Source organism: Bradyrhizobium sp. 87 (assembly GCF_023073015.1).
GTDB lineage: Bacteria > Pseudomonadota > Alphaproteobacteria > Rhizobiales > Xanthobacteraceae > Bradyrhizobium > Bradyrhizobium canariense_D.
Genome location: NZ_JADPIQ010000056.1, coordinates 141,633 through 168,474, shown reverse-complemented (window position 1 = coordinate 168,474; position 26,842 = coordinate 141,633). Strand labels below are relative to the sequence as shown.

Annotated in this window: 24 protein-coding genes, 1 tRNA gene and 1 pseudogene; 10 read left to right on the top strand and 16 right to left on the bottom strand. The window is 63.2% G+C overall.

Annotation, left to right across the window (positions count from 1 at the left end):
- Positions 1-3: 3 nt before the first annotated feature.
- Entirely contained in the window at positions 4-498 is a 495-nt protein-coding gene (locus IVB50_RS14810) for an MAPEG family protein (protein WP_143273320.1), read from the bottom strand.
- 90 nt (positions 499-588) lie between these two features.
- Here IVB50_RS14810 and IVB50_RS14805 point away from each other — a divergent pair.
- Positions 589-735, top strand: a pseudogene (locus tag IVB50_RS14805) (acetyl-CoA C-acyltransferase); the annotation flags it as partial.
- Positions 736-825: 90 nt separating this feature from the next.
- Here IVB50_RS14805 and IVB50_RS14800 read toward each other — a convergent pair.
- Positions 826-1,869 (bottom strand): AI-2E family transporter, encoded by a 1,044-nt coding sequence (locus IVB50_RS14800; RefSeq protein ID WP_063745866.1) that lies wholly within the window; start codon positions 1,867-1,869, stop codon positions 826-828.
- Between the two features lie 316 nt (positions 1,870-2,185).
- Positions 2,186-5,587, bottom strand: coding sequence for a PAS domain-containing protein (locus IVB50_RS14795; RefSeq protein ID WP_247296213.1), 3,402 nt, complete (start codon positions 5,585-5,587; stop codon positions 2,186-2,188).
- Positions 5,588-6,113: 526 nt separating this feature from the next.
- Between IVB50_RS14795 and IVB50_RS14790 the strand changes: the two genes are divergently transcribed.
- From IVB50_RS14790 to tenA, 6 genes are all read left to right on the top strand, one after another.
- A complete protein-coding gene (locus IVB50_RS14790) occupies positions 6,114-6,545 on the top strand; it encodes a phasin (RefSeq protein ID WP_018453573.1) in 432 nt (143 codons plus the stop codon).
- Between the two features lie 194 nt (positions 6,546-6,739).
- Positions 6,740-6,816 (top strand) — tRNA-His (locus tag IVB50_RS14785).
- A gap of 1,064 nt (positions 6,817-7,880) precedes the next feature.
- On the top strand, positions 7,881-8,180 hold the full coding sequence (locus IVB50_RS14780; RefSeq protein ID WP_247296211.1) for a hypothetical protein: 300 nt from the start codon (positions 7,881-7,883) through the stop codon (positions 8,178-8,180).
- A gap of 317 nt (positions 8,181-8,497) precedes the next feature.
- Positions 8,498-8,848, top strand: a complete 351-nt coding sequence (locus IVB50_RS14775) for a hypothetical protein (protein ID WP_247296209.1) — start codon at positions 8,498-8,500, stop codon at positions 8,846-8,848.
- A 75-nt stretch (positions 8,849-8,923) separates the two neighbouring features.
- The gene (locus tag IVB50_RS14770; protein WP_247296207.1) at positions 8,924-9,532 is read left to right on the top strand and encodes an Abi-alpha family protein; all 609 of its coding nucleotides are present in this window, start codon (positions 8,924-8,926) and stop codon (positions 9,530-9,532) included.
- A 260-nt stretch (positions 9,533-9,792) separates the two neighbouring features.
- Positions 9,793-10,467, top strand: a complete 675-nt coding sequence (tenA, locus tag IVB50_RS14765) for a thiaminase II (RefSeq protein ID WP_247296205.1) — start codon at positions 9,793-9,795, stop codon at positions 10,465-10,467.
- A 108-nt stretch (positions 10,468-10,575) separates the two neighbouring features.
- Here the strand turns inward: tenA and IVB50_RS14760 are convergent, their stop codons facing one another.
- The 6 genes from IVB50_RS14760 to IVB50_RS14735 form a co-directional block, all read right to left on the bottom strand.
- Positions 10,576-10,980, bottom strand: coding sequence for a nuclear transport factor 2 family protein (locus IVB50_RS14760; RefSeq protein ID WP_247296203.1), 405 nt, complete (start codon positions 10,978-10,980; stop codon positions 10,576-10,578).
- A gap of 342 nt (positions 10,981-11,322) precedes the next feature.
- A complete protein-coding gene (locus IVB50_RS14755; protein WP_247296202.1) occupies positions 11,323-11,466 on the bottom strand; it encodes a hypothetical protein in 144 nt (47 codons plus the stop codon).
- 101 nt (positions 11,467-11,567) lie between these two features.
- Positions 11,568-12,638 (bottom strand): hypothetical protein, encoded by a 1,071-nt coding sequence (locus IVB50_RS14750; RefSeq protein WP_204512338.1) that lies wholly within the window; start codon positions 12,636-12,638, stop codon positions 11,568-11,570.
- 237 nt (positions 12,639-12,875) lie between these two features.
- A complete protein-coding gene (locus IVB50_RS14745) occupies positions 12,876-13,814 on the bottom strand; it encodes an AEC family transporter (protein WP_247296200.1) in 939 nt (312 codons plus the stop codon).
- 6 nt (positions 13,815-13,820) lie between these two features.
- Complete coding sequence (locus IVB50_RS14740) at positions 13,821-14,744, bottom strand: CoA ester lyase (protein ID WP_247296197.1); 924 nt, start codon at positions 14,742-14,744, stop codon at positions 13,821-13,823.
- 2 nt (positions 14,745-14,746) lie between these two features.
- A complete protein-coding gene (locus IVB50_RS14735; protein ID WP_247296195.1) occupies positions 14,747-15,913 on the bottom strand; it encodes a CaiB/BaiF CoA-transferase family protein in 1,167 nt (388 codons plus the stop codon).
- Positions 15,914-16,234: 321 nt separating this feature from the next.
- Here IVB50_RS14735 and IVB50_RS14730 point away from each other — a divergent pair, with 321 nt between their 5' ends.
- Both IVB50_RS14730 and IVB50_RS14725 read left to right on the top strand, forming a co-directional pair.
- On the top strand, positions 16,235-16,609 hold the full coding sequence (locus IVB50_RS14730; RefSeq protein WP_247296193.1) for a hypothetical protein: 375 nt from the start codon (positions 16,235-16,237) through the stop codon (positions 16,607-16,609).
- Between the two features lie 458 nt (positions 16,610-17,067).
- Complete coding sequence (locus IVB50_RS14725) at positions 17,068-17,745, top strand: ParA family protein (protein ID WP_007596685.1); 678 nt, start codon at positions 17,068-17,070, stop codon at positions 17,743-17,745.
- Positions 17,746-17,874: 129 nt separating this feature from the next.
- Here IVB50_RS14725 and IVB50_RS14720 read toward each other — a convergent pair whose 3' ends face one another.
- The 5 genes from IVB50_RS14720 to trxB form a co-directional block, all read right to left on the bottom strand.
- Entirely contained in the window at positions 17,875-18,054 is a 180-nt protein-coding gene (locus tag IVB50_RS14720) for a hypothetical protein (RefSeq protein ID WP_007596684.1), read from the bottom strand.
- A 96-nt stretch (positions 18,055-18,150) separates the two neighbouring features.
- Entirely contained in the window at positions 18,151-18,297 is a 147-nt protein-coding gene (locus IVB50_RS14715; protein WP_166517545.1) for a hypothetical protein, read from the bottom strand.
- A gap of 173 nt (positions 18,298-18,470) precedes the next feature.
- The gene (locus IVB50_RS14710) at positions 18,471-19,379 is read right to left on the bottom strand and encodes a 4-hydroxy-tetrahydrodipicolinate synthase (protein ID WP_247296191.1); all 909 of its coding nucleotides are present in this window, start codon (positions 19,377-19,379) and stop codon (positions 18,471-18,473) included.
- A 462-nt stretch (positions 19,380-19,841) separates the two neighbouring features.
- Positions 19,842-20,765 (bottom strand): LysR family transcriptional regulator, encoded by a 924-nt coding sequence (locus IVB50_RS14705; RefSeq protein WP_007614700.1) that lies wholly within the window; start codon positions 20,763-20,765, stop codon positions 19,842-19,844.
- Positions 20,766-20,770: 5 nt separating this feature from the next.
- Positions 20,771-21,736, bottom strand: a complete 966-nt coding sequence (gene trxB / locus IVB50_RS14700) for a thioredoxin-disulfide reductase (RefSeq protein ID WP_247296188.1) — start codon at positions 21,734-21,736, stop codon at positions 20,771-20,773.
- A 264-nt stretch (positions 21,737-22,000) separates the two neighbouring features.
- Here trxB and IVB50_RS14695 point away from each other — a divergent pair, with 264 nt between their 5' ends.
- Positions 22,001-22,480, top strand: a complete 480-nt coding sequence (locus IVB50_RS14695) for an Lrp/AsnC family transcriptional regulator (RefSeq protein ID WP_007596676.1) — start codon at positions 22,001-22,003, stop codon at positions 22,478-22,480.
- 117 nt (positions 22,481-22,597) lie between these two features.
- On the opposite strand, the gene greA is transcribed toward IVB50_RS14695, so the two are convergent.
- A complete protein-coding gene (gene greA, locus IVB50_RS14690) occupies positions 22,598-23,071 on the bottom strand; it encodes a transcription elongation factor GreA (RefSeq protein ID WP_007596674.1) in 474 nt (157 codons plus the stop codon).
- 211 nt (positions 23,072-23,282) lie between these two features.
- Positions 23,283-26,747, bottom strand: a complete 3,465-nt coding sequence (carB, locus tag IVB50_RS14685; RefSeq protein WP_085348771.1) for a carbamoyl-phosphate synthase large subunit — start codon at positions 26,745-26,747, stop codon at positions 23,283-23,285.
- Positions 26,748-26,842: the final 95 nt, after the last annotated feature.

The window sequence follows — 26,842 nt, the reverse complement described above, 5'->3', positions numbered from 1 at the left end:
GCCTCAAGCGCCGAGTGCAACGAGCAGCGTGCGCACGGTCATGAAGACCAGGATGACCGAGCCGACGGTCCACAGCATTGCGCGAATGTCGTGAATTTGCCCGGTGAGATAGGCGAGAAAATGCAGCAGGCGTGAGGCAACGTAGCCGTAGAGCAGGCATTGCGCGAGAAGCAGCGACGGCTTTGTGAGAACATAAAGAAAGCCCGCGGCCAGGAAATACGGCAGGCTCTCGAGATCGTTCATCTGGATCCGGCGGATCCGCTCCACATCTTCGTTGGGAAGAAGCTGCGCCGGATCGGGTGCGGGATTCAGTGGTGTCTTCTTGATGTCCTCCGGCGAACGGTAGCCGCCCTGGGCCCTCACCATCCGGACCACGGTGAGCCACGACATCGCCACGGCCTTGAGGATGATCAAGCTGGCGGCAACGACATAGGTGGCGAAGAGGGGATCGTGAAGATTGATTCCGTCCAATTTGGTACCCCGCTCCGGCAGGGCCATACTACATGTCCGAGCGGGTTGCGCCACTACGTAAAGGCAGCCGCCAGTCCAGTCCCAGCCTGATCTCGCCTTATGCCTTCGCCAGCGCCGATCGGCCATCCGTTCGGCATGACCGGCGCGCGGCTCACCGGCCACATCCTCCAGGAAGGCAAGCGCCGCAAGGCGAAGTGGGGCGTCGTGACGATGTGCATCGGCGGCGGCCAGGGCGGCGCGGGACTGTTCGAAATCTACAGCTGAGATCGAGCCTCATGAATGCGGAAGGCACGGCGTCGCAAGCGCCGTGCCTTTTGCTTTCTGGCGTGTGCTTGGGGATACGCCCGCGGCAACTCAACCGTTCTTCTCGGGCGCGACAGGTCGGAACACCCACTCGCGCCAGACCACCAGCAACGCCGACATGATCACCGGGCCGAGAAACAAGCCCAGAAGGCCGAAGGCAGCCAAGCCTCCGAAGATCCCGACAAACGCGAACAGAAACGGCAGCCGCGCCGAGTCGCCGACCAGGGTCGGCCAGACGAAATGATCGCCGGCCAACATGACGATCGCGCCCCAGAAGAAGACGCCCGCGGCTGCGAAGCCGCTGCCTCCGCCAGAGACCAGCACCACCGCCGCAGCGGTGAAAGCGAGCCAGGCGCCGAACGGAAGCATGGCGAAGGCCGTGGTCAATATTGTGAATACGATGGCATGCGGCACGCCCGCGACGAAATAGGCCACGCCGATCAATAATCCCTCGCCTGCGGCGACCAGCACCGTACCGTTCACGGTGCCGCGGATCGCATCGACCATTTGCTCGGCGAGACCCTCTCCCGCCTCACCGAAAAGCCGATCGCAGGTTTCCAGCACGCGGTCCGAGATCGACCGGCCGTTGCGCAGCAAGACGAACAAGGCGATCAGCGAAAAGAACAGAAGAAACAGGCGATGAAGCAGCTGTCCGCCGAACGTTCGAAACAGTTCCGATGCGTTGTCTGCGTTGACGCTTTTCAGCCATGCGGTCGCGGCTTTGGGATCGGAAAGATTGCTGCGCCACCACTGCTCGATGCTCTCTGCGGCGATCGGAAGGCGGGCGAGCCAATCAGGCACTTCGATCCCGCTCTCTCCGGCCTGTTTCATCCAGCCCACGAGCAGATCGCCTTGCTGCGCGATCTGATAGACGGCAAGCGACATCGGCGTAAACAGGATGAGGGCGACGACGAGCGTGAAGACCAGCGGGGCCAGGCTGGAGCGGCCGGAGGTCACGCGTGCCGCAAACTTGGTGTAGAGCGGCCACAGGCTGGTTGCGAGTATCGCGGCCCAGATCACCGCGGGCAGAAAGCCCGCCGCCGTCCACAACGCGAGTGCGACCAGCGCAAGGGCAAGCACGACTCGGGCGTTCATGCGCGCGCCTGCGCCGGTAGGCAGCGGCTTTCGCTCAGTCGTGGTCGGGCCTCTGTCGCTCCGCACCGCCTCGCTCCGCTTGGGCGGACGCTGCTTCGATGCCACGGATTTCGCTCGTTCGGTCATTTGAAGTCGCTGGAGTGCGGAGCTGCAGTGTCGAACTGATCAGCAGGAGAAACGCTGGGTCCAGGCTTCAAGCCGCAACGAGGGGCTTCGGTTCCGCTCGGGAAGAAGTCGCAATGAGCTGGCGCCCTTCGCGGGGCGCGGCTCGGCCGAAGCCGCCCGTGCACCGCGGGCAGGAAATCGCGTTCGCCGCTTACGCCTGCGCCAGTGCCGGTGCGAACACCACCTCGATCAGCGAGCCGGAGTTCGCCGCGCTCTTGATGTTGAAGCGGGCGCGGTTGGCTTCGACCAGGGCCTTGGTCAGCGACAAGCTCAGCGCCGAACTGTCTTCGGCGTCGCCGGGCGGCGGCGTGCGGAACGGCTCCATCGCGGCGGCGACTTCGCGCTCGCTGAGGCCGTGACCGGTGTCGCGGATGCGAAGTGCGACCTCGCCGCGGTCGGTGAGCGCGGTCGAGACGATGACCTGGCCGCCGGCGCTGGCGAGCCGGATCGAGTTCGAGATCAGGTTCATGGTGATCTGCCGCATCGCGCGCGCATCCGCGCTCACCTGCGGCAGGGCATGGCCGAGCGAGGTGCGGATGATGATGCGCTCGCGATTGGCCTGCGGCTGCATCACCACCACGCAGGCCTCGACGAGATCGTTGAGGTTGAGGTTGGCGAAGTTGAGGTCGAGCTTGCCGGTCTCGATCCGCGACAGCTCGAGCAGGTCGTCGATGATGGCGATGACGCGCTCGCCGGAGGCGCGGATGTCCTTCATGTACTCGCCGTAGCGCTCGTTGCCGAGCGTGCCGAAGCGTTCCGAGATCATCACCTCCGAGAAGCCGATGATGGCGTTCAGCGGCGTGCGGATCTCGTGGCTGATCCGCGCCAGCATGTCGGCCTTGGCATTGGCCGCGCCGTCGACCAGACGTCGCGCCTGCGTCAGCTCGCTCTCGCCCTGCTTGCTGTGCGAGAGATCGCGGAACACGGCGAAGAAGTTCGGGCCGTCGGGCCGGGTGCGGCCCATGATCATCGCGAGCGGAATGACGCCGCCCTTCTTCTCGCGCCCCAGCACCTCGCGGCCGTGGTCGAGCAGGCTCGCGATGTCCTGGCTCTTGAGGTTTTCCAGATAGTCGATCACGACATGCTGGCTCTCCGGCGCGAACAGCGTCACCAGATTCTGCTGCATCAGCGTCTCGCCGTCATAGCCGAACAGCGCCTCGGCGCTGCGGTTGCAGGCGTGGATGTTGCCTTCGGCATCGAACATCACGATGCCCTCGGCCGTGGTGTCGAGGATCGCGGCGAGATCTTCCGCGGCCGCCTCGCCGGCGTCGGGCTCCGGCGCGGTGGGGAAGGTCTCGGGGACAATGGTCTCGGCGGTGACGGTCTCGGCGATGACGGGCGCAGCCTGCGGCAGCGCGCAGATCAGCGCATGCGCGCTCTCGCCGTCCCAGTCGATCGCGTGCAGATGCGCCTCGGTGGTCGGCAGCGGCGCTTCGCCATTGGCGAGCGTCGCGCTGATCGTGACAGGCGTGCCGGCTTGCGACGTGCTGCTGGCCGCGGACACGCCCGGCTCGACATAGAGCGCATCCAGCCCGCCGGCATTCTCCAGTGCGCTCAGGCTGGCATAGCCCATGCGCGCGAGAAACGCGGGGTTGGCGTAGAGCAGGCGGTCGAGCCGGTAGATCAGGATGCCGGTCGGCAGCAGGTCGAGCAGCGCGCGGTCGCGCGGGCTGTGGCCGTGCGCGGGCGGCGCGGGCGCGGTCAGCCATTCGGCCGGCGCGTGCGGCGTCTCAGGCTCGGGCTCCGGCGTCGCCGCCTCAGGCGTGATCTCGGCATCCGGCGGCTCGGACGATGCCGCGATGGTTTCCTTGTCGCGTTCGAGGCGCTCGGACAATTGGCGGGCGAGCTCGTTGAACGCGCTGTTCTCGACCGGCGTCAGCGTCGGCGATCGCGTGTCGCCGGGCGCTCGGAACGGCAGGACATTGGGAGGCGTTTCCACTGGCGGTTCCGGATCGGTTGGATGTGAATTCGCGTCGGGTGTGGGTTCGGGCAGTTCAGCTTCAGGCTCAGGTGCGGGCGGCTCGATCGGCGGAGGCGGCGGCTCTGGCTCGGGCTCCGGCTCGACCACATTGGCGGACAGGCTTTGCGGCGCCGCCGGTTCGGCCAAAAGCTCAAAACGCCTGAGCGCATCGAGCCGGTTGAGGCCGTCGAGATCGCGGCAGACGCCAAATCCCCTGAAGCCCGCGAAATTGCGCTCGCCGTCATAAACCGGAATTCCGGCAAGCTCGACCGGCAGATGCTCGCCGCCATCGGCCGGCCAGTTCACGGTGATCCCGGCCCAGGTGTCCTTGCTCGCAAGCGCCTGCGCCACGCGGCTCTCAGGATCGAGCGCGAAGGCGTCGGCGATCTCGCGCCAGGGGCGGTCGAAGCCGGCGGCGGTGCGCGCACCGATCAGGTGGATGAATTCGTCGGACAGAAGCACAAAGCGGCCCTCTGCATCCGCCTTCCAGAGGAAGCGCAGCGGATGCTGACGCGGTGCGGGCGGCTCTTCGTGGCCCGACGGCGGCTCGACCATGCCGGTTACGGTCGGCGCGGCCTGCGGCGACACCATGGCTTCGGCCGAGTTTTCAACCGGAGTCTTCGGTTCGACCTCGGCGCGCGCTTCGGCCGCTTGCTCGACGGCTTGCTGGATCGAGACGATCTCGGTCGCCGGCTCGCTTACGGGCGGTTCGTGCGCGATCGTTGCTTGCGGCGCGTCGACCGGCTCGGCGAAGGCGTCGAACAGCGCGATCTCTGATGGCGCCTCGTGCGACGGCGCCGCTTGCACATCCTGCGGTACGGCGGCTGGAGCAGCGGACGGCGCAGCCTCATGCTGAGCGATGTCTTCTCGGGCGATCTCTTCGCGCGCGACCTCTTCGGCGGCCTCGGACTCGACCTCATCAGTCGCAGCCGCCGCCTGCTGCACGGCAGGCTCGATCAGCGCGACCAGGCCGACATCGGCCCCGCTGCCGACCCGCTGCAGCACCATCTGGCCGATGCCGATCGGCGTCTCGGCGCGGCCAAGGCTGAGCGCATCGCTGCGCGCCTGTTCGAGGCCGCCCTCGGTGAGATCGCGGAAGCCGAGCAGGGTGCGGGCCGTTTCGCTGGCCCCGACGAACAGGCCGTCGGGTGCGAACGCCGCCATCGGCGTCTTGGCGCCGTCGACCAGACGAAGCAGCCGCTCGACCAGCGGCATGGTGCGCAAGCCGGGGTCCATCGCGGTGACCAGCACGGCGCGGCCGCCATCGGCGAAGTCGAGCCGGGCGCAGGCGCAGGTCATCAGAGTGCCCAACCGCGCGCCGAAGCCGCGCAGCCGTTCGAGCCGGATCGCGCCGTTCGGAGGCAGCCGGCCGGCAAGCCGGATGATCTGGCGGCGGTGGCTGTCGGCGGGCCCGAAGGTCTTGTCTGCGAGCGCCGTGGCATGGGCCGCGCCGAACAGTCTTGCCCCGACCGGATTGGCCCAGAGCACGCGCGTGCCGTCGATCGACCACAGCCAGACGGGCAGCGGCGAGGTCGCGTGCACGGCCAGCCGGGGATCGCCCACGCCTCGCAACTGGAAATCCGAACTCGTCATCCGACCGGCTTCGCGTCCCGCTTGTGCGCATCAGGCTGCCGGGAATGACAGCCTTAAGAAAGGGTTAGTATCGCCCGCAGGGCCGGGCAGGTCCACGGCCGAAGCCTATGCGCCAAGGCCTAAAGCCGCGATAACCTTAATGTCCCTGACCCCGCAAGCCGTAGCCCGTTCGCATCCCCATTCTTCGAGATCCCCGCGTCCGCAGATACCCATGCCGCCCAGCCTCATCCTGAGGAGATCGCGCAGCGGTCGTCTCAAAGGACGAGGCGCGCGCTCAGGCACCACCTGATTACCTCAACCACCGGTTCCCCATACCGGGAACCTCATCCTCCCCGCGATTAAATTTGCGCAATGCACCCCAAAACCCGTTGCGTTGCACAATGTTGACATCTTAGGCAGGCATGGTCTCCGCGCTGGGCGAGCCATCATTCGTTTTGTGTTTCCAGTCTTCGCACCCGTCACCCGGTTGGCCGGCGGGCGCGCCTGAAGGCTCACTCCGTTTTTTCATTAGTGTGAGGGACAAAGCATGACAGGTACGACTGATCCATTCTCCGCCTCCGTCATTCCGTTCGAGGTTCCGGAGCAGATGCGTGCGTTCGCCGAAAAGGGCGTGTCGCAGGCCCGCGAGAACTACGCCAAGTTCAAGGACGCCGCCGAAACCCACAACGGCACCGTCGAGGCCGTGTTCGCGTCCGCCCACAAGGGCGTCAGCGAATACACCGCCAAGCTGATGGAGTTCGCGAAGGCCAACACCAAGGCCCATCTCGACTTCACCCAGGAGCTGTTCAGCGTGAAGGCGCCGCAGGATGCGTTCGCGCTGTGGACCAACCATTCCAAGACGCAGCTCGAAACCTTCCAGGCCCAGGCCCGGGAGCTCGCCGAGATCACCCAGCGCGCGGCCACTGCCGCCGCCGAGCCGATCAAGGCCTCCGCCGCGAAGCTCTACCCCGCCGCCTGATCTGGCCGGGTCGTTTGAATTAAGAAACCCGGGCCTAGAGCCCGGGTTTTGCTTTGGAAATAACCTCGTTTGCGGGACGTTTTGAGGGTGTTGCGGCCTTGCCAAAAACGCCCGTTGCACCTAGTTTCCGCCCCGTCCAGCCCCCCTCGGTGACCGGCCCTATCAAGGGCGCCCCTCGGGCGGCTCGCAAGGATGCAGTTGTAGCTCAGTTGGTTAGAGCGCCTGTCTGTGGAACAGGAGGTCGGTGGTTCGAGCCCACCCAACTGTACCAGCGGTGCAATTCTCAGACACCTTAAGCCCCGGCACATTTGCGTCTTGAGAAGACCGATGCAGATCCGACCGGGACAAAGATCACTATCGTTGCTCATTATCTTGAACGTTCAAGCGCGTCCGGGGCAGTCCGGGAGCCCAGTTTTGCTCAGCGATGGGCGAACCATCGCAGCGATGATAATCGGCAGTTACGCTCCTAGGGCAGGTGGCGGCATCAGCTTGGGCGGTGTTGACCCTCATACCTTGCATCAGACCACCCACGCGATTTCCGCTGAGTACATTCGCGAGTTGCAGTCATGACCTTCGATTTCGAAAATTCTACGTCACTTGATTGGATAGGAGCGCTTCCGGCCGCTCATGCAAAGACTATAGAAGCGATGCTCTCCAATGGAAACGAGCTTAGAGGAAATCGGTCAGAATTGGCTGTCCAGGGTCGGTCCCGAGAACACCTTCCCTTTTGGAGCAAGTAGCGGGTCGCATAGTTTTTTCCGTCGAGTGATGGAAGAGGTGCGCAAGTTCATTGCGGAGACCCCTCTTACAAGGACTTGCGCAAAAAAGATCGAGAGCCTCACTAACAAGCATAAGGTTGAAGTCGTAGGCGCCATAGCCGCTGGAATTGGCTCTGTCGTTGGTTTATCGGCAGTTGTCTTGGTTCCTGTGGTCGGCATTGCACTTGCAGTAGCTTGTCGGATCGGCGTGAACGCATATTGCGCCGTACCACAGCCTGCAAGCGAGGCGACAAGCGGACAGAGGGGCACATAGACAAAACGCCGCAATAGCAGATTGCCGCTTGAGACGTGGGGTTAGTCGACCTGCCAGGTTACCCATAACAGTGCACTAACCTCTCGATCCCAGGGCACTCGTTTTCTGTAATCCCAATTTCACGCACTGTAACCGGAATCTCTTTTGTTGCAGCGCGTTTAGGTTGCGCTTCCCCGTACGTTGCGGTTGGATGCACGGCTGGGGGAATAGAACATGCGAGTTTTGGGAATCGTAGCGCTTGGCGTCGCGCTATGTGGTTGCGCTTTTCAGCGCGCCGAAATCGCCCAAGATGCACGAACGCAAATGGTAGGCATGTCAAAGGAGCAGGTGCTCTCTTGTATGGGCGCACCGGCCAACAAAGCGGCCGAGGGCGCGACCGAGGTCTGGGGCTATGATTCCGGCAATGGCATGGAGGTCGCCAGCGTCAGCGGCGATCGGTACGGCGCCACCGCGGTCAGCTCACGTCGCTTTTGCAAGATCAATGTGGTGTTTGCCGGCGGCCAGGTCTCTTCAATGAACTACACCGGCCCAACTGGCGGTCTCCTAACTGCCGGGGAGCAGTGCGCTTACGCGGTGGACGCGTGTGTGAAGACGCGGCAATAGCCCAGGTCCTAATTTCACGCCCACGGACATCCGAACACCGAAGCGTTAATCTGCCAAGCCCCTTTCGGGGCGCCTTGGCGCGCGCCTTCTGTTAGAACCTTCGGATGGCTCGCCTCCCGCCGCAACGCGGTGCTGCTCGCCGTCGCGTTTCTCGCTGGCTGGGCCGTCTATCGTTGTTCACGTAAGGAAGCGCCGGTGTCATCGCGGCCGGAGCTGCGGCTTTCGTCGCCTATCGCCTAGGAAGCTCCCAAGCTGAGGCGGCTCGCCTCCAGGCAGAAGTTGCCAAACAAAACTGGCAAACCGAGAATGAGCGCGTCGTGCTAGAGCTGTTCGACTGCCGTATAGCAATCTTTGAAGCAATAAGACATGTGGTAGCCAAGACCATGTCCTCCGGACAACCAGACGATGGCACACTTTATGAGTACGCGGAGGCAATCGAAAAAGCGCCGTTTTATTTTGGACCAGACGTCAACGAATATCTTGAGCGCATCCGAATTGTGATCATCGATCTGATGGACTCGAACTCTGCAATCAAACTACACGACCCGGCTGGCCCGAAGCTGCACTATGATCGAATGAATGAGCTGAACGAGTATTACCGGACTGCTCCCAAGCTGTTTGGCCCCTACATTCAGGCGCATCAAAAAGTTGGGAGTTGGCAATCTTAGTCCTTGGTTGCAATTTGCTCTCGTCAAGGTCGGCTGGGCCGCCTATCGCTGGCTTTAAGCTCGGGGAATAAGCGAATGACCGACAAGGCACCGTACGAAGGCGCGATTGAAGAAAGCGCAAAAGCCGCCAGCAAGGCGCTGGACCTTGTGAAGGCCAGTTCTCAGCAAATCGCCGATGTTTACGGTATTCTGATTGGAGACCCGCTCCACGCTGCACGGCACCGGCGACTGGATGCAATAACCCGGCGAACACAGGAGATATTGCGGGAGCGCGACGCTAAGACGACCGAACTGCCAGAGCAAATCGCTATACCGTTGCTGGAAGCAGCCCAGCAAGAATCTCGCACGGAGATGCAGGAGATTTGGGCAAGACTTTTAGCTAATGCGATGGACACCGATCGTGCCGCGGATGTCCGACCCGAGTTCGTTGCTGCTCTCCAGAAGCTGCAGCCGCTTGATGCACTTCTATTGCAAGAGGCTCGCGCGCTCGTCCAAAACCCCAATCAGGCAACTGTTGATCCAAAAATCTTTGCGGACCGATTGAGTATTCGCGAGACTCTAGCGGCTGTTTCGATCGAAAATTTGGTAATTGCTCGCTGTTTGTCGCGGCATCTTTCTGGTCAAACCGACTACTACAGGTTAGCTGGATTCGGCATCGAGCTGTTGCACGCATGCCGACCTTGAAATTCGGCGCTCAGTTAGCCTGTACTTGAAGCCCGCTCATACAGTGCTGGGGCAGTGCGGCGCCGGACAAGTCGGCCAGCCGTTCCTTTTAAAACTCTTGGGGTTACGGTGACGCAAAACTCCCGATGCGGGGAGTGCCCATCCGCAACGCTGCTTAAAGTGAGTTTTGTGCGCGGTCACCGTAGCTCCCCCGTTCGCAATGCGCTATCGGTAGCGAGCCAAAAGACGTTCATGGACAAGCAAGCCGGGCGAAAAAGATCGTGAGTTTCTTCGAGCGTCTCAAGACAGCAGCATCCGTTGAGTGGCGGGCTTACACCGAGCATCCCTTCACGAGCGGATTGGCAGACGGCTCGCTCCCCGAAGCGGCGTTTCGTCACTACCTCGTTCAGGACTATTTGTTCCTCATCGAGTTTGCTCGCGCCTACGCGCTCGCGGTCTACAAGTCGCCCCGACTTGCCGACATGCGTGAAGCCGCGGCCGGCCTTTCGGCTATCCTCGATGTCGAGATGAACCTGCATGTGAAGCTCTGCGCCGATTGGGGTCTGTCCCCGGCCGACCTTGAACAGGCCCCGCCGGCGGCCGAGATGCTGGCCTATACACGCTACGTGCTCGACGCAGGAATGCGCGGCGATCTGCTGGCGCTCAAGGTGGCGCTTGCCCCCTGCGTGATCGGGTACGCGGAGATCGCAACGCGGCTCGCCTCGCTCCCCCTCGCGGACGCTGCGACGAACGCCTACCGCGTCTGGATCGCCGAGTATGCCGGCGCGCCGTACCAGGAGGTCGCTGCCAAAGCGCAGGCGCACATGGAGCATCTCGCCGATCTCTACGCCACACCGGCCCGCGAGGCAGAGCTGATTGCGATCTTCAAGGAAGCCACCCGACTCGAGGCGGACTTCTGGCAGATGGCCTGGCGCGCGGGCCAGCGTGTTCAATAACTCTTTCGGCAGTCAGGTTCACAGCCTGAACGTCATACAATTCGAATTACTATGACAGTGCACCAAACTCACCAACGTCAGGCGACACTAACAGAACCTCACCACGCGTCACGCAATCATCGCCTTGATCTGCGCAGTGTCCGCAAACTCGATCAGCTCGATGATCTTGCCGTCCTTAAATCTGAACAGATCCAGGATCTCGGTGCTTGAAGCCTGCCCGGTCGGGCGGTATCGAACGACGAGGCGGGAATGGACGGCGACGCGATCTCCGTCGACCAGCTCAGCCAGGATTTCGCGACCTTCGAAGCCGAATTCATCAATCAATCTACTGAAAGCTCCACGCAGGGTCGGGTGCCCTTGCATGCTCCCTGTCAGTGCGAGCGCGCTCTTGTCGCCCATCAAGGTGAACAAGCCCTCGGGATGAAAGGCTGTTACCAAGCCCTCGGCGTCACCGCCATCGCGTGCTGCGTAAGCGCTTCTGATCACTGCCAGTCTCTCTTCACGCTGTCCCATATCACCCTCCCTGCAGGACGTATCAAGTCAGCCTAGCGACCTTTGCGTGTAAACGCAAAATCATCAGTTGAGGGGGGCGAAGGCTCAGCACGCCACGAAGCAGGATCGGTCGCTTTCGTTCCCCCATTTCAGGAGAAATCGGCGTCGGGCAACGCCGAACCTTTTCACGACCTGGAGTGTTTGTGTTGCGGCAGGACTGACAACGCTGAGGAGCTCAGACATGAACGGCATTATCTATTTGGTCGGACTCGTCGTCGTGATTGGTGTGGTGCTCTCGTTCCTGGGCCTGCGCTGATTGTATTTGGGAGGTGGTGCGGCGCACTCGCCAAGCCGCCGACCACCTCACCTCGCCACCACCCACACCACCACCGGCAACGTCACCGCCGCCAGCAGCGTGCCCGGAGCCACCGCAACTGACACCGGGTTCACCCGCCGCTGATACTGCACGGCGAAGATGTACGTATTCGCGCAGGTCGGCACCTGCATTGGGTCGAGCGCGCATACCACCAGGATGCTCGGCTTCTCGCCCCCTCGAAGCACGAAGCCACAGCTCCGTCGGGAAATCAGTCTGCCAGCTACCCGCCCCATCACGGCGTCGGGGCGACCACATCCTTGAAGTCAGACAAAGCGCGAATGGCTGCCGTTCTGTTCAACACAAATCGCTTCACTTCCTCTTGCTGGCTCGAACTCAAATCCGTCCAGTGATGTTTTTCAGTTGGGAAGCTGATCAGAAGGCCTTCGCTGCGGTGCTGTGCGACTTGGACAGGAACAACGTCATCAGGTGTGTCGACGAGATACTGGTCTGACGGATGATTTTCGGCTTTGAGTGTTCCGGATTGCACCTGATTGGATACCTCGGGAATACCCAACGAGAAACCGAGCGCCTTCAGATCGAAGACCAATGAGCCGGGATGAGTATCGACGCTGACGAACTGGAGAAAGCTGGTCTGCGACTTGGTCACGCCGGTTTTAAGATGACCGTGAACGACCCGCACGAGCTGGCCTTCCGATCCGTTGATCCAGTCTTCGAAGTCCATGAGCGGCGTCGTGAACACGACCGGCTTGCCCACTTGCGCATCCCGCAATTGTTTGGGATCGAACTTGTCGAAGCTCACGGGCGACACCTTGGGCACCTTCTTGAACATGCCGGCACCGATGGTCAGATCACCGCCGATAATCGGCCCAAAAAGCGAAAGTTCGCGCCCTGTACTCAAGTTCTTGATCTTCACGCGGAGCAAGCTCGATTTGACGCCGATACCCGAGGCGCCAAAGAGCGCTGCGATTTTCATCTCCCAGAAGGTGCTCGGCGCATAAACAAGCCGAGGCGGACGGTGCACCTTCTTGTAACCGCCCGTACCTGTCCAAACCAGGTCGACCATGAGGACGACACTGCGATCGATGGCGGCGTTATCTTCGCCGGCCGTCGGAAACGGTTCCGTGCTCCCGACTGCCTTTTGGCCAAGCGCGACGGGCAATCCCGGCAGCTGCATTTTGACGATGGGATCGACCTGGTCGAAGATCGTTTTCGCCCTGAATTCCGATAGGCGTTGGTTCAGTGCGGATGCCGCCGCCTTCGTGCGGGCACCTCTCCAGCGTCGGCTGGCGTGACCAACGCATGTGATGCGGACCGAAACCGTCCCATCTTTGGGAATGCCCATGGAACTGCTCCTTTATTGCAGATCTCTTTTTGGTCAGTTGAGCGTTTGGACCGGTTCAATGCGCCGAAATGGATTTATCACGCGTGTGCTGTCAGGGGTTCCACGCAGATCACACGGCTTTGGACAGCGACGACAAGGTGTCGCCACGAACGCTGATATGCGGATTGCGTTCGATGCCAACAGCTGGATGACATCAAAGAAGTTTTGCTCCAAGCGAGTTATCGCGCACAGCCTGCCTCACCTCGCCACCACCCACACCACCACCGGCAACGTCACAGCCGCCAGCAGCGTGCCCAGCGCCACCGCGCCCGATACCGGGTTCACCAGCCGCTGATACTGTACCGCGAAGATATACGCATTGGCGCCGGTCGGCATCGCCGCAAACAGCACGACGACGCCGGCCGCGAGTGGCGGCAGGTCGAGCATCCTTGCCAGCGCGAAGGCGGCCGCCGGCATCGCCAGCAGTTTGAGCGCGCTCATCACGACCACGCTCAACATCTCGCCCTTGACCTCGAACCTGAACAGATTGATGCCGAGCGCGATCAGCGCCGCCGGCGATCCCGCCTGCGCCAGCAGCTCGACGGTCCGGTCGACGACGGGATGCAGGCCGAGGCCGGTGAGGCGCCAGACGAGGCCGAAGCCGATCGCGAGCATGATCGGGTTGCGGGCGAGATCGCGCAGCACCGGCAGGATCAGCGACGCGGCAGAGGCGGTCTGCTTGCGGTCGACCAGCTCCATCTGCAGCGTGCCGCAGAGCCAGAGCAGCGGCGTGTTCACCGACAGGATCAGCGCCATCGGGCCTGCCGCCTCATTGCCGAGCGCCGAGAGCGTCAGGGGAATGCCGAGCATCACGATGTTGCCGTAGACCGAGCCGATCGCGAACACGACGCCGTCCTCGCGGTCCTCGCGCCGCTGCCGCAGCAGCGCCGAGAGCAGGAGCGCCGCGATCCAGGTCAGCGCGAGCGCGCCGTAATAGGCGCCCCACATCCGCCACGGGCTGACGCCGGAAAATTCCGAGACGACGATGGTGCGGAACAGCAGCGCGGGAATCGCGATGCTGAAGGCGAATTCGCTGATGCCCTTGTGCGCGGTCTCCGAGACGAAGCGAAACAGCACCGCGGCATAGCCGGCCGCGATCAGCGCAAACACCGGCGCGACGATCAGCACCGTGGTCATGCGCCGCTACGACCCCATCTCGATGATCCGGCGCGCCATCCGCACATTGGCATAGTCGATCATCTTGCCGTCGAGCGTCACCGCGCCCTGGCCCTGCGCCTCGGCGTGCTCCATGGCCGCGACCACCCGCCGCGCGTGCGCGAGCTCGGTGTCGGACGGGACGAACGCCCGCAGCGTCGGCTCGATCTGGTCGGGATGGATCACCTGCTTGCCGTCAAAACCCATCGCAGCCGCCTTGAGCGCGCTGCTTTCCGTCAGTCTGCCATCCCGGAACGCGCCGCACGGACCGTCGATGGCGCGCAGGCCGAACGCGCGCGCCGCCACCAGCAGGCGCATCATCGGATAGGCGAACAGATCGAGCGGGGCGGTGGCATAGCCGCTCTGGATGGAGCCGACATGGCGGTAGTCGTCCGGCGACGCGCCGATTTCCGAGGAGCGGGCGCCGATCGACGCCGCGAAATCGCCGACGCCGAGATGAAGGGCGGCGACGCTGTCGTGCGCGGCCGCGAGCGCGTCGACATTGACGAGACCGAGCGCAGTCTCGATCAGCAGTTCGAGCGCCACAGGCGAGGGGCGATCCGGCGCGGCGGCGCGCAGCTGATCGGCAATGGCGGCGATGTCGCTCGCGCGCTCCGCCTTCGGCACGATCACCGAATCCAATCTGGGAAGCGCAGCGAGCGTGCCGATTTCCTGCGCGATGAAGGGGCTGTCGACGGCGTTGAGCCTGACGGCGACGACCTTGTTGCCCCAATCCAGCGAGGATAGCGCCCGCGCAGCTTCCTCCAGCGCCGCGCTCTTCTCGGAGGGCGGGACGGCGTCCTCGAGATCCATAAACACCGCATCCGCGGCCGAGGCAGCCGCCTTGGCGACGAGACGGGAGCGATGCGCCGGAACGGCCAGATAGACCCGCGTCGGCCGCTGAGGGGCCATCGTCATGTCTCCTTTGCGAGACCGAGTTCGCTGAGGATGGATTGGTTGTGTTGCCCGACGTCAGGCACGGGATCCATCCGGGGCGACAGGCCGGGAATGGTGAGAGCCGGCAGGAAGCTCATCACCGGGCCGCAACGAGATCCCACCGTTTGCACCCGGGAGCGGGCGCGGAGCTGCTCGTGCTCCAGGAAAGCCTCGACCGAATTCAGATGCGCGTTGGCGATCGAGGCCTCGTCGAGCAGCCGCAGCACCTCGTCACTGGTCATCGCTGCAAAACGCTGCTCGATATGGACCTGCAGATCGTCCCTGTTCTGCATGCGCAGCGGATTGCTGCGGAAGCGGGGGTGGTCGGCAAGGGCCGCCTCGCCAAGCACGACGGCGCACAGCGATCGCCATTCCCGGTCGTTCTGGATGCCGAAGAAAATCGTGTTGCCGTCTCCGACGCGGAACGGGCCATACGGCGCTATCGTTGCGTGCCTTGCCCCGGTTCGCGGCAGTGGCCGGCCCGTACTCTGCGTATAGAAGGCGGGATAGCTCATCCAGTCCGTGATGGAATCGAACAGCGAGGCCTGGAAGGCGGTGCCCTTGCCGGTGCGCTCGCGGCGATATAGCGCCATCAGCACGCCGTTGAGGATGTACATGCCGGTGGCGATATCGACCACCGACAGCCCAACCTTGGCGGGCTCCGCCTCGGTGCCGTTGATGGCGAGAACGCCGGCCTCGCACTGCACGAGGAGATCGTAGGCCTTCTTGTCGCTGTAGGGACCGCCCGCGCCATAGCCCGACACGTCGCAGGCGATGATCCGGGGATACTTCCGCAGCAGCGATGCGGCATCGAGGCCCAGCCGCTCCGCCGCGCCGGGCGCCAGGTTCTGGATGAAGACGTCGGCCTGCGGCAGCAGGGCCTTGAGCACCTCCTGGCCTTCAGGGCTCTTGATGTCGATGGCGAGGCTTTCCTTCGACCTGTTGGTCCAGACGAACTGGCTGGACATCCCGTTCATCACGTGATCGTAGTCGCGGCAGAAATCGCCGTCGCCCGGCCGCTCGATCTTGATGACGCGCGCGCCCCAGTCCGCAAGATGCCGGCTGGCAAGAGGAGCCGCGATCGCCTGCTCGAGCGAGACCACCGTCACGCCGGACAGCGGCAGCTCCGCCTCATGTCGCTCCATGCAATCGTCTCCGCTCCCGCTCACGCTTTTGTCCAGCGCAGGAGACAAGCCGACCACCCCACGCACGTTCTGTGATGATGGCATCATGCTCCTGTTTTGCCCGACGAGTCAAACCTCATTTCGTAAAATCCGCAAATCGCGATCCGCAAAGTTCAATCGCCACATGGACTTGGCTACTGTGCATGGGGTTGTTTTCGCGTTTTTTGTTTTGGGGGTCCCTGTTGCCGAGACCGCACACGTCCCGCCTTTCGCATCTCCCCTCGGTTGCCAACGAACCCCCGTTCACCCACTATCGTCTCCGACTCGACATTTGGGGGATCGATGCCGGCGTTCCGCTTTAAGAAATCCGTGAAGACATACACGGCTGCCGCGATCACGGGGATCGCCCTGGCCGTCCTGATCCAGCCGGGTGAAGGCTTTGCCTACTCCCAGGAGGAGCAGCAGGCCTGCACGCCGGATGCGATGCGGCTGTGCGGCGAGTTCGTTCCGAACGTCGACGCCATCACCGCCTGCATGATCCAGAAGAAGTCGCAGCTCTCGCCGCAGTGCCGCGCGTTCTTCCGGCCTGGACCGGAGCCGGGCATGGCGGCCGCGCCCCGCGCCGGCAAGCCGACCAGCATCGCGCCCAGGAGCTCGGGCCGGACGGCGAAGAAGAGCACCAAGCCGGCCAAGAAGAAGAAAGCCAGCGAAGGCTGAACGCGGGCGCCGCGTTCCCTTTTTGAAACTCGATCATGCCCGGGCCACAGCGCGCAGTGCGTTTGATGTCCCGGGCATTTGCGTGTCCAGCCCTCGTTCGCTCGCCCCTTGAGTCAAACTGACCCAGGCATCAGCCCCACACCAGCCACCGGACTCCTTTTGTTCGCCTCGGCGTGCGGAAGCTTGCGATAAGGCAGGACGGAAACGGCTAGCGAAACGGATTGCGCGGCGAGGTTGCATTCCGCTTCGTCCTGCCAAGGCTGCTCAAAAAACGCACGATTGCTGGCGTGAAGGTGTTGCGATGCAGCTCGCACCCGTCGTCGCACGCAGTAGTGTGACTCAAAAGCCAACGCGCTTTGTTATTTCATGGCGCCAGCATAACTTATGATAAATTTTTCTTTCCCGAATCACCGCGGTGATTCATTTTCGCCGCCTGGGGTCAATCTGGAGGCAGAGGTATGAACGTTATTGTTTTTGCATCGCGTAAAGGTGGCTCAGGCAAGAGTACGCTGGCCGCACATCTCGCCGCGCAGATCAAGGCGACCAAGCCGATCCTGCTCGTCGATGCGGATCCGCAAGGCTCGCTCACGCTGTGGCACAAGCTGCGTGGCACCAACGAACCGCCGATCAAGTCCGCGGTGAACTCGGTCAGCGGCATCGTCTCCGCGGCCAAGCGCGACGGTTATGAATGGGTGTTGATCGACACGCCGCCGAACCTGTCGGCCGTCGTCGACGACGCCATCCGCAACGCCACCATGGTGGTGATTCCCGCCCGTCCCGGCGTGTTCGACGTCAACGCGGTGCAGGAAACCATCCAGATGTGCCGTGCGGCACGCAAGCCCTACGCGGTCGTGCTCAACGGTGCGCCGGCGCGCCGCGACGAGTCCGAAAGCCCGATCGTCACCATCGCCCGCGAGGCGTTGGCGAAGTTCCGTGCTCCGGTGTGGGGCGGCCAGATCACCAACCGTTCGGATCTGCTGATGGCGCTGAGCCACGGCGAGGGCGCGCGGGAATATCAGGCCGAGAGCCGTGCGGCGCAGGAAATCGCAAGGCTGTGGGCGGCGATCGAACGTTCGGTAAAGGCTATTCGCGGCACGGCGTCGGCGTCCGGCGCAATGCACAAGCAGGCGGCGTAATTTTCATAAATCATTCCCCGGACGAAAAACGCGCGGACATCCGCGCGTTTTGCGTTTTTGGGCGAGCACGATCCGGAAAAGTGTGAAGCGGTTTTCCGATAAGATCGTGCTCAAGAAAGTGGATGGAAGTTACGCCACCATCAGCATGTAGAACACGATCACCGGCGACAGAGTGAGGATCACCGACCAGATGCCGGCGGCCCACAGAATGTCCTCGGTGGTAAAGCCCTGCTGTCCAGCGTCGTAATGCGACGCCATCTCGTTATGACTATTCACAAACGCCCCCGCGATTTCTTCGCTTATGGGCATGAACGCTACACGGGATATTTTAAAATTCCGGGTCGCAGTTTCGCGCGCTTTTGAACACAGCTGCTACCACGAGTTAACCATCGCGGCGCGCTGGCATCACGCCAGCCAGACTCGAAACACCAGCACCGGCATCAGGCCGAGCATCACCGCCCAGAAGCCGAACGACGACACCACCACAATTCCCCGCAAGAAATCAGCCGACGCGAACATGTCTGCCGCCGTCGGGCGGATGCGTTGCCCCATGATCATTCCCCCATTTGAAAAGACTTTGAATGAAGACGATAGGCGCGTTTGCGTAAACGAGCCGTGGATGCGCCATGCGGCAGCAGCGAAGGCCGTTGGGGCGGGGTTAACCACGGTGCGTCTTCCCTTCTCCCGCAAGAGAGAAGGGAAGCCTGCCGGGAGAGGTGAAGCATCTAAGCCGCGACTTGCATCCGCCGTTCGATCTCGCAATCGAGCTGCACGGCGAGTTCGCTGCCGATCTCGACCATCGGCAGGCGCACTTCGGGGCTGTCGATCAGGCCCGCGCGCCACAGCCAGTATTTTGCCGGGGCGGGACTGGGCTCGGTGAACAACAGGCGCGTCAGGTCCGCGACCTCCTGCCAGCGCGCCAGCGCTGCATCGTGATTGCCGCGCTTCAGCTCGGCATGGACAGCCGCGAACGTCGCGGTCTCGAGATGGGCTGACAGCACGATGCCGCCATCGGCGCCGTCGCTGAGCGCCTCGAAATAATTCGCATCCTCGCCGGTCAGCACGCGAAAGTCCGCAGGGCGGTCGCGCAGCAGCGCGATGGATTGCTCGCGGCTCGCGCCGCAATCCTTCAGGCCGATGATGCTCGGATGCCCGGCGAGCCGCAGCAGCGTCTGGTTGGTGATGTTGACCGAGGTGCGATAGGGAATGTTGTAGAGCGCGAACGGCCAGGCGGCGTGATCGGCGAGCGCCTCGAAATGCGCCAGCAGCCCCCGCTGCGACGGCCGCACATAATACGGGCTCGCGATCAGATAACCGTCGATCGGCCAGTCCGCGGTCTCGTCGAGACGCTCCTTCAGCCGCGAGGTGTCCGCGCCTGAAAGTCCGAGGCAGATCGGAAGCTTGCTGTGGGCGGTGGTCAGCTCGTCGCGCACGATGGCGACGAGGCGTTCGAGTTCGGCTTCGCGCAGCGTCATGCCTTCACCGGAGGTCGCCCCCAGGATGAAGCCGTCGACGGCCTGCCCGCTGTAATGCCGTGTCAGCCGGCGCAGCGACCTCTCGTCGAGAGCGCCGTCGCGAAACGGCGTTATCAGCGGCAGCCAGAGCCCGTGCAATTGTTCCTGTAGTCCGGTCATGTTCCATCTCCTTCTCGGGAAAAATCCTGAGACGGGGCACATGAAAAAACCCCGTCCAGGCGGCGGGGTTTTCGAAGTTTCGGCTCGCGATGACGAAGGCTGTTAGCGCGCGCAAAAATCCGAGGTCCCCAGATGGGGGCCTTTTTTCGAGGCGACTGCCTGCGAGGAGATTGCGCACGACTTCGTGATCATTCGCAAATGATGCGGGGTAAGCATGGAACTGTCAATACACGCGGAGGGCGATGGCCGGATTTGCCAAAAAAAAGCCGGGCTCGATCGAGCCCGGCTTAAGGTATTGGCCACGTGAGGCCGACACAATCACCTTCCAAGAGGGATTACTGAACTCCCGCGCCACTGGAGGAGGGGGACAAATGCGCAACGCGAAGGCTCAGCGTAGAAACATTATGGGCTAGCCTCGCGCCATGCATCAAGCGTCCAAGCCGCATGTCAGACATGCGGAAATCAGGACGGCCAGCGCTGCGCTTTGCTCACCACGAAGTCGCGGAACACTTGCACGCGCGCGACCGTCTTCAGCTCTTCCGGATAAACAAAATACGTATCGAGCTGGATCGAATCCGATTCGCCGAACAGCTGCACGAGGCGGCTCTGTTCTTCGATCAGATAGTCCGGCAGCGCCGCGATGCCGAGGCCCTGCTGACAGGCGCGGACGAGGCCGAGAATGTTGTTGACCCTGAAATAGGCTTCGCGCGGACCCGAGCCGTTGCGCCCCGCTTCGACCAGCCAGTTGCGGTTCTGAAGATGCGGGGCGAAGTTGCCGTCAGAGAGCGTGATGATGCGGTGGGAGTCGAGCTCCTCCAGCGTGCGCGGCGTGCCGAAGCGCTTGATGTAATCAGGCGAGCAATAGGCGTGGAAGCCCATCGCGAACAGCTTGCGCTGAATGAGATCCGGCTGCGTCGGCTTGCGGGTGCGGATCGCGACGTCGGCCTCCCGCATCGACAGGTCGAGCTCCTCGTCGGTGACGATCAGCGAGATCCGGATTTCCGGATAGAGCGCGGTGAATTCGCCGAGCCTGGGGATCAGCCAGTTGATGCCGACGCCGGGCGTGGTGGTGATCTTGAGATCGCCGCTCGGCCGCTCGCGGCTGTCGGTCAGTTTCGCGCGCGCCGCCTGCAGCTGCATGAAGACGTCATGGGCGGTGCGGAACAGGAGGTCGCCCTGTTCGGTGAGGATCAGGCCGCGGGCGTGGCGGTGGAACAGCGAGACCGAGAGCTCCTGCTCCAGTGCCGAGACCTGGCGTGACACCGCCGATTGCGACAGGCCGAGCTGCTCGCCCGCGTGCGTGAAGCTGCCCGCTTCCGCCGCGGCGTGAAACACCTTCAGCTTGTCCCAGTCCATATCCGTAAATCCGTCGCGTGTTCTTGCCATGATGTCTATTCCGCTGCCGCGCGCTCGCTGGCGCGCAGGGCCAAAAATCGTTCCGCCTCGAGCGCCGCCATGCAGCCGAGGCCGGCCGCCGTGACCGCTTGACGATAGGTCTCGTCGGCGACGTCGCCGGCGGCGAACAGGCCGGGGACCGAGGTCGCGGTCGAGTTCGGGGCGACCTCGACATAGCCCGACGGTTTCAGCTTGACCTGCCCAGCCACGAGCTCGGTCGCCGGGGCATGCCCGATGGCGATGAAGACGCCGTCGGTCGGCACATCGGTCAACGCGCCGGACTTGACGTTCTTGAGTCGCACATGGGTGACCTTGTTCGGGTTCTCGGTGCCGCAGATCTCGTCGACGGCTGAGTCCCAGACCACCTTGATCTTCGGGTGCTTGAACAGACGCTCCTGCAGGATGCGTTCGGCGCGGAAGTGATCGCGACGATGCACGATGGTGACCTGCGAGGCATGGTTGGTGAGATACAGGGCTTCTTCGACCGCGGTATTGCCGCCGCCGACCACCACGACTTGCTTGTTGCGGTAGAAGAAGCCGTCACAGGTGGCACAGGCCGACACGCCGCCGCCCTGGAATTTCGCTTCGGACGGCAGCCCGAGCCAGCGCGCCTGGGCGCCGGTGGCGAGGATCACGGTGTCGGCGAGATAGACGTCACCGCTATCGCAGGTGAGGCGAAAGGGTCGCTGCGAGGTGTCGAGCTTCGTCACCAGATCGGTCTTGATCTGGGTGCCCACATGCAGCGCCTGCTTCTCCATCTGCTCCATCAGCCAGGGGCCCTGGATCACGTCGGCGAAGCCGGGATAGTTCTCGACCTCGGTGGTGATGGTGAGCTGGCCGCCTGCCTGGATGCCCTGGATCAGGATCGGCTCGAGCATCGCGCGCGCGGCGTAGATCGCCGCCGTGTAGCCTGCGGGGCCGGAGCCGATGATGACGACCTTTGCATGGACAGCGGCGGACATTTCGACAGATGCCTTTCACGGGGGACTGCAGCGCGGGCGCGGAACGTGCCGGGAGGCCTCGCGGAGGCGCTGAAATATCAGAGGTAATCTAAGCCTTCTGGTGAGCTATGCAAGAATTGCATTCCCTATCGGCGGATTTTTCCAACAGGGAACAAAAGTCGATTGCGCTGCACGCGCAATAAAATTGCGCCGGTCGTGCGGTCTGGGCTATGAGGATTGCGACAAAGCCACCGATACCGCCGCAAGACCAGGAGTTCCAATCACGTGTCGCGGAACCTAGACGAGATCGACCTGAAGATTCTCACCGAGATTCAGGCCGACGGTCGAATCACGAATGTCGAGCTGGCCAAGCGCGTCGGCATTTCGCCCCCGCCCTGCCTGCGCCGCGTGCGGGCGCTGGAGGAGGAGGGGTATATCCACGGCTATCGCGGGCTTCTGGATGCACGCAAGCTCGGCTTCGACGTCACGGTGTTTGCCGCAGTGCACCTCTCCAGCCAGGCGGAGGCCGATTTGCGCGCCTTCGAGGAGTTCGTCCGCGCCGAGCCGCTGGTGCGCGAGTGCTGGATGCTGTCGGGCGAAGTCGATTTCATCCTGAAATGCGTCGCACCCGACATGGCCACCTTCCAGGATTTCGTCACCCACCTGACCGCCGCCCCGCACGTCCGCAACGTGCGGACCTCGCTGGTGCTGCACAATTCGAAATACGAGGCGGCCGTGCCGCTCGACGTGAGAGGAAGAAGGTAGTTCGTCCTCTCCCCGCAGGCGGAGCGAGGTGGAGTAAGCCGCACCCCCTCGGCAACACTAGATATAAAAAGGCCGCGCATCGCGCGGCCTTTTCAAATCACGCGCGACGGCAAATCGTTACCGCCACTCCACCTTGGTGATCTCATAAGCCTTGGCGCCGCCGGGTGCGTTGACCTCGACGGTTGAGCCCTTCTTCTTGCCGATCAGCGCGCGCGCGAGCGGCGAGGTGATGGAGATGCGGCCCTTCTTGGCGTCGGCCTCGACCTCGCCGACGATCTGCCACACCGTCTTCTTTTCGGTGTCCTCGTCGACCAGTGTCACGGTCGCGCCGAACTTGATGGTGTCGCCGGACAGCTTCGAGATGTCGATGATGTCGGCGCGCGCCAGCTTGTCCTCGAGCTCGGCGATGCGGCCTTCATTGTGGGACTGCTCTTCCTTCGCGGCGTGGTATTCCGCGTTCTCCGAAAGGTCTCCGTGCGAGCGCGCCTCGGCGATATGCTCGATGATCCGCGGACGGTCCTCCGACTGGCGCTTCTTCAGTTCTTCCCCGAGCGCGGCAAAGCCGCCCGCTGTCATCGGTACCTTTTCCATCTCTTCTCTCGTCCTTCGGTCGCGCGCGCCCTGAAAAGTCAGCGCGCACGCAACTTGATTCGTCAGTCTGTCCGGGGGCTCAACGCGCGTGCCGCCGAACGTTCATATGGGCTTGGCACCGGAACAGAACAACCATATGGCCGGACAGTTCCTCCGGCCATAGTGGCTTCACCGCCAATCACTAACAGAAGGTTGGGCCTTCCGCTCGCGATCAGGTTTCCGAAAAGTAGCTCTGCAGGGTCCGAACCTCAAGGTCCCCGCCCAGATAGGCGCGGATGCCCTGCGCGGCCGCCACGGCCCCGGAAAGAGTGGTGTAATACGGCACTTTATGCAAGAGGGCCGCGCGCCGCAGAGAACGGCTGTCGGCGAGCGCCTGCGGGCCTTCGGTGGTGTTGAAGACGAGCTGGACGTCGCCATTGGTGATGGCATCGACGATGTGCGGCCGGCCCTCCAGCACCTTGTTCACCTTCTCGGTCGGGATCCCCTGGTCGGTCAGGAAGCGGGCCGTGCCCGACGTCGCCAGCACCTTGAAGCCGAGCGAATGCAGCTCGCGAACGGCCTCGGTGATGCGCGTCTTGTCGCTCTCGCGAACCGAAACGAACACCGTGCCCTTGCGCGGCACCCGCGTGCCGCCGCCGAGCTGGCTCTTGGCGAACGCCACCGCAAAGGAGCGGTCGATGCCCATGACCTCGCCGGTCGAGCGCATCTCGGGGCCGAGCACGGTATCGACCCCGGGGAAGCGGGCGAACGGAAACACCGATTCCTTCACGCCGACATGATCGAGGTTCGCCTTCTTCAGGTTGAAATCGGCGAGCTTCTCGCCGGCCATGATGCGCGCCGCGATCTTCGCCACCGGCGTACCGACCACCTTGGCGACAAAGGGCACCGTGCGCGAGGCCCGCGGATTGACTTCGAGCACGTAGATCTCGCCGTCCTTGATGGCGTATTGCACATTCATCAGGCCGACGACGTCGAGGCCGAGGGCCAGCTCGCGGGTCTGCCGCTCCAGCTCCTCGATCATCTTGTCGTCCAGCGAGTGCGGCGGCAGCGAGCAGGCGCTGTCGCCGGAATGGATGCCGGCTTCCTCGATGTGCTCCATGATGCCGACGATGAAGGTGTCCTTGCCGTCGCAGAGGCAGTCGACGTCGATCTCGGTCGCATCGGACAGATAGCGGTCGAACAGCAGTGGGTTCTTGCCGAGCACGGTGTTGATCTGGCCGGTCTTGTCGTTCGGGTAGCGCGCCTTGACGTCGCCCGGCACCAGCTCCGGCAGCGTGCCGAGCAGGTAATCACTGAGCTGGTTTTCCTCGCGGATGATTTGCATCGCGCGGCCGCCGAGCACGTAGGACGGGCGCACCACCAGGGGCAGCCCGAGATCGGTTGCGACCAGGCGCGCTTGCTCGACCGAATAGGCGATGCCGTTCTTGGGCTGCTTCAGCCGCAGCTTGTCGAGCACCCGCTTGAAGCGGTCGCGGTCTTCCGCAAGGTCGATGGCGTCGGGCGAGGTGCCGAGGATCGGCACTTCGGCGGCTTCCAGCGCGCGCGCGAGCTTGAGCGGGGTCTGGCCGCCGAACTGCACGATCACGCCGTGCAGCGTGCCGTTCGTGCGTTCCTTCGCGATGATCTCCAGCACGTCCTCGGCGGTGAGCGGCTCGAAATAGAGCCGGTCGGCGGTGTCGTAGTCGGTCGACACCGTCTCCGGGTTGCAGTTCACCATGATGGATTCGTAGCCGGCGTCGTGCAGCGCGAAGCAGGCGTGACAGCAGCAATAGTCGAACTCGATGCCCTGGCCGATGCGGTTCGGTCCGCCGCCGAGGATGATGACCTTCTTCTTGTCGGACGGCGAGCTCTCGTCCGCAGGCGCGCCCGCGAACGGCGCCTCATAGGTCGAGTACATGTAGGCGGTGGGCGAAGCGAACTCGGCCGCGCAGGTGTCGATGCGCTTGTAGACCGGGCGAACGCCGAGCGCGTGTCGCTTCGCCGTGACCTCGGCCTCCGTCGTCTCTGCGATCACCGCGAGCCGGGCATCGGAGAAGCCCATGGCCTTGAGCGTGCGCATGCCGAAGGCGTTGCCCGGCAGGCCGTTCTTGCGGACCTTCGCTTCCATCTCGACGATGCCGCGCATCTCGCTGAGGAACCACGGATCGATCTTGCAGGAATTGAAGATCTCCTCGTCCGACCAGCCGAGCCGCATCGCCTGCCCGACCTGGAGCAGCCGGTTCGGTGTCGGCGTGCCCAGCGCAGCGCGGATCGCATTCTTATCGTCGTCGCGACCGAGACCTTCGATCTCGATCTCGTCGAGGCCGGTGAGGCCGGTCTCGAGCCCGCGCAATGCTTTCTGAAGGCTTTCCTGGAAGGTGCGGCCGATCGCCATGACTTCGCCGACCGACTTCATCGACGTAGTCAGCGTGGTGGAGGCACCGGGGAATTTCTCGAAAGCGAAACGCGGCACCTTGGTGACGACATAGTCGATCGTCGGCTCGAACGAGGCCGGCGTGGCGCCGCCGGTGATGTCGTTGGCGATTTCGTCGAGCGTGTAGCCGACCGCAAGCTTGGCGGCGACCTTTGCGATCGGAAAGCCGGTGGCTTTCGAAGCCAGGGCGGAGGAACGCGACACGCGCGGGTTCATCTCGATGACGACCATGCGGCCGTCTTCGGGATTGACGCCGAACTGCACGTTGGAGCCGCCGGTCTCGACGCCGATCTCGCGCAGCACCGCCAGCGAGGCGTCGCGCATGATCTGGTATTCCTTGTCGGTCAGCGTCAGCGCCGGCGCCACCGTGATGGAATCGCCGGTGTGAACGCCCATCGGATCGAGGTTCTCGATCGAGCAGACGATGATGCAATTGTCGTTCTTGTCGCGCACCACCTCCATCTCGTACTCTTTCCAGCCGAGCACGGATTCTTCGATCAGCACTTCGTTGGTGGGAGACGCATCCAGGCCGCGCTCGATGATGTCGAGGAACTCTTCCTTGTTGTAGGCAATGCCACCGCCGGTGCCGCCCATGGTGAAGGAGGGGCGGATGATCGCGGGCAGGCCGATCTCGGACAGCGCCATCAGCGCCTGGCCAAGCGCATATTCCTGGTAGCGCTTGCGGCGGTCGCTTTCGCCGAGTGTCCATTGCCGCTCGAGTTCTTCGAGTGCAGCGCCCGATGCCTTGGCGCGTTCGGCCTGGTACTTGTCGCGGAACGACTTCTTCAGGGCGGAGGCGTTGGCGAGCCGCGACTTAGGCGTCTCGAGCCCGATCTTGGTCATGGCCTCGCGGAACAGCTGGCGGTCCTCGGCCTTGTCGATCGCGTCCGCGGTGGCCCCGATCATCTCGACGTCGAACTTGTCGAGCGTGCCTTGCTGGCGCAGCGACAGCGCGCAGTTCAGCGCGGTCTGTCCGCCCATGGTCGGCAGCAGCGCGAAGCCGCCGGGAATGACGTGACGTTCCTTCTCGATGATTTTCGCGACGATCTCTGGCGTGATCGGCTCGATATAGGTCGCATCAGCCAATTCCGGATCGGTCATGATGGTGGCCGGATTGGAATTGACGAGGACGATGCGATAGCCCTCTTCCTTCAGCGTCTTCACCGCCTGGGTGCCCGAATAGTCGAACTCGCAGGCCTGGCCGATCACGATGGGACCGGCGCCGATGATCAGGATGGTGGTGATGTCTGTACGTTTGGGCATCAACTCTCGCCGAAGTGGAATTTGGGCACAAAAAAAGGGCGCGCCTGCTGCGCGTCCCTTTGGCCGAGAGCGCGGTGGTCCCCCCTCGCGCGCGG

Excerpts from the sequence above, each read along its gene's own strand:
- IVB50_RS14810 (WP_143273320.1), bottom strand. The coding sequence starts at position 498 with ATGGCCCTGCCGGAGCGGGGTACCAAATTGGACGGAATCAATCTTCAC.
- IVB50_RS14800 (WP_063745866.1), bottom strand. The coding sequence starts at position 1,869 with ATGAACGCCCGAGTCGTGCTTGCCCTTGCGCTGGTCGCACTCGCGTTG.
- IVB50_RS14795 (WP_247296213.1), bottom strand. The coding sequence starts at position 5,587 with ATGACGAGTTCGGATTTCCAGTTGCGAGGCGTGGGCGATCCCCGGCTG.
- IVB50_RS14790 (WP_018453573.1), top strand. The coding sequence starts at position 6,114 with ATGACAGGTACGACTGATCCATTCTCCGCCTCCGTCATTCCGTTCGAG.
- IVB50_RS14780 (WP_247296211.1), top strand. The coding sequence starts at position 7,881 with ATGGTAGGCATGTCAAAGGAGCAGGTGCTCTCTTGTATGGGCGCACCG.
- IVB50_RS14770 (WP_247296207.1), top strand. The coding sequence starts at position 8,924 with ATGACCGACAAGGCACCGTACGAAGGCGCGATTGAAGAAAGCGCAAAA.
- IVB50_RS14760 (WP_247296203.1), bottom strand. The coding sequence starts at position 10,980 with ATGGGACAGCGTGAAGAGAGACTGGCAGTGATCAGAAGCGCTTACGCA.
- IVB50_RS14755 (WP_247296202.1), bottom strand. The coding sequence starts at position 11,466 with ATGCAGGTGCCGACCTGCGCGAATACGTACATCTTCGCCGTGCAGTAT.
- IVB50_RS14750 (WP_204512338.1), bottom strand. The coding sequence starts at position 12,638 with ATGGGCATTCCCAAAGATGGGACGGTTTCGGTCCGCATCACATGCGTT.
- IVB50_RS14745 (WP_247296200.1), bottom strand. The coding sequence starts at position 13,814 with ATGACCACGGTGCTGATCGTCGCGCCGGTGTTTGCGCTGATCGCGGCC.
- IVB50_RS14740 (WP_247296197.1), bottom strand. The coding sequence starts at position 14,744 with ATGGCCCCTCAGCGGCCGACGCGGGTCTATCTGGCCGTTCCGGCGCAT.
- IVB50_RS14735 (WP_247296195.1), bottom strand. The coding sequence starts at position 15,913 with ATGGAGCGACATGAGGCGGAGCTGCCGCTGTCCGGCGTGACGGTGGTC.
- IVB50_RS14730 (WP_247296193.1), top strand. The coding sequence starts at position 16,235 with ATGCCGGCGTTCCGCTTTAAGAAATCCGTGAAGACATACACGGCTGCC.
- IVB50_RS14725 (WP_007596685.1), top strand. The coding sequence starts at position 17,068 with ATGAACGTTATTGTTTTTGCATCGCGTAAAGGTGGCTCAGGCAAGAGT.
- IVB50_RS14720 (WP_007596684.1), bottom strand. The coding sequence starts at position 18,054 with ATGCCCATAAGCGAAGAAATCGCGGGGGCGTTTGTGAATAGTCATAAC.
- IVB50_RS14715 (WP_166517545.1), bottom strand. The coding sequence starts at position 18,297 with ATGGGGCAACGCATCCGCCCGACGGCGGCAGACATGTTCGCGTCGGCT.
- IVB50_RS14710 (WP_247296191.1), bottom strand. The coding sequence starts at position 19,379 with ATGACCGGACTACAGGAACAATTGCACGGGCTCTGGCTGCCGCTGATA.
- IVB50_RS14705 (WP_007614700.1), bottom strand. The coding sequence starts at position 20,765 with ATGGCAAGAACACGCGACGGATTTACGGATATGGACTGGGACAAGCTG.
- trxB (WP_247296188.1), bottom strand. The coding sequence starts at position 21,736 with ATGTCCGCCGCTGTCCATGCAAAGGTCGTCATCATCGGCTCCGGCCCC.
- greA (WP_007596674.1), bottom strand. The coding sequence starts at position 23,071 with ATGGAAAAGGTACCGATGACAGCGGGCGGCTTTGCCGCGCTCGGGGAA.
- carB (WP_085348771.1), bottom strand. The coding sequence starts at position 26,747 with ATGCCCAAACGTACAGACATCACCACCATCCTGATCATCGGCGCCGGT.